This window comes from Synechococcus sp. R5-15 (assembly GCF_047462035.1).
Taxonomy (GTDB): Bacteria; Cyanobacteriota; Cyanobacteriia; order Thermostichales; family Thermostichaceae; genus Thermostichus.
The window spans coordinates 1-1,207 of sequence record NZ_JANSIK010000036.1; the positions used below are offsets into that span (position 1 = coordinate 1).

1 protein-coding gene is annotated in these 1,207 nt (G+C 57.3%); it reads right to left on the reverse strand.

Annotation, left to right across the window (positions count from 1 at the left end; genetic code table 11):
• Window positions 1–65 precede the first annotated feature (65 nt).
• The gene (gene psbA / locus NW839_RS03780) at window positions 66–1,130 is read right to left on the reverse strand and encodes a photosystem II q(b) protein (RefSeq protein ID WP_414351839.1); all 1,065 of its coding nucleotides are present in this window, start codon (window positions 1,128–1,130) and stop codon (window positions 66–68) included.
• Window positions 1,131–1,207: the final 77 nt, after the last annotated feature.

The following is a 1,207-nucleotide window of genomic DNA, read 5'->3' on the forward strand; positions in this document are numbered from 1 at the left end:
ACAAAAAAATCCCCCAGACCAAGCTGGGGGATCCACCAATGCTGTTGAAGCGTCAGGTCAGGCCATCAGCCACGCACCGCAGGCGCTACCTCCACCGCCGCCAAATCCAGCGGGAAGTTGTGCGCATTCCGCTCGTGCATCACTTCCATCCCCAGGTTCGCCCGGTTCAGCACATCAGCCCACGTCCCAACCACTCGACCGTTGCTGTCCACAATCGACTGGTTGAAGTTGAACCCGTTCAGGTTGAACGCCATGATGCTGATCCCCAGCGCCGTAAACCAGATCCCCACCACCGGCCAAGCCGCCAGGAAAAAGTGCAGGCTCCGGCTGTTGTTGAACGACGCATACTGGAAAATCAACCGGCCAAAATACCCGTGCGCCGCCACAATGTTGTAGGTCTCTTCCTCTTGCCCAAACTTGTACCCCAGGTTCTGGGACTCCTCTTCCGAGGTCTCCCGAATCAGGGTGGAGGTCACCAGCGACCCGTGCATGGCGCTAAACAACGCCCCACCAAACACGCCGGCCACGCCCAGCTGGTGGAACGGGTGCATCAGGATGTTGTGCTCTGCCTGGAACACCAGCATGAAGTTGAAGGTCCCCGAAATCCCCAAGGGCATCCCGTCCGAGAACGACCCCTGCCCAATCGGGTAAATCAAAAACACTGCTGTGGCCGCTGCCACGGGCGCAGAGTAAGCCACCGCAATCCAGGGCCGCATCCCCAAACGGTAGCTCAGCTCCCATTCGCGTCCCATGTAGCAGAACACCCCAATCAAAAAGTGCAGCACAATCAGCTGGTACGGACCGCCGTTGTACAGCCACTCGTCCAGTGAGGCGGCTTCCCAAATCGGGTAAAAGTGCAGGCCAATGGCTGCCGAAGAGGGCACTACAGCCCCAGAAATGATGTTGTTCCCGTACAGCAAGGAACCGGAAACGGGCTCGCGGATGCCGTCAATGTCCACCGGCGGAGCCCCAATGAAGGCGATGATAAAGCAGGTGGTGGCAGTCAGGAGGGTGGGAATCATCAGCACCCCAAACCAGCCAATGTAAAGGCGGTTATCGGTGGAGGTGACCCACTCGCAGAACTGCTCCCACACGTTGCTGGTTGAGCGACGTTGGATAACAGTAGTCATGAGGACAAACTTCCCTAAGGAAGCGCGAAGATTGACAACCTAAACTTAAAACATCCGTTAAGTTTCGTCAACTACCT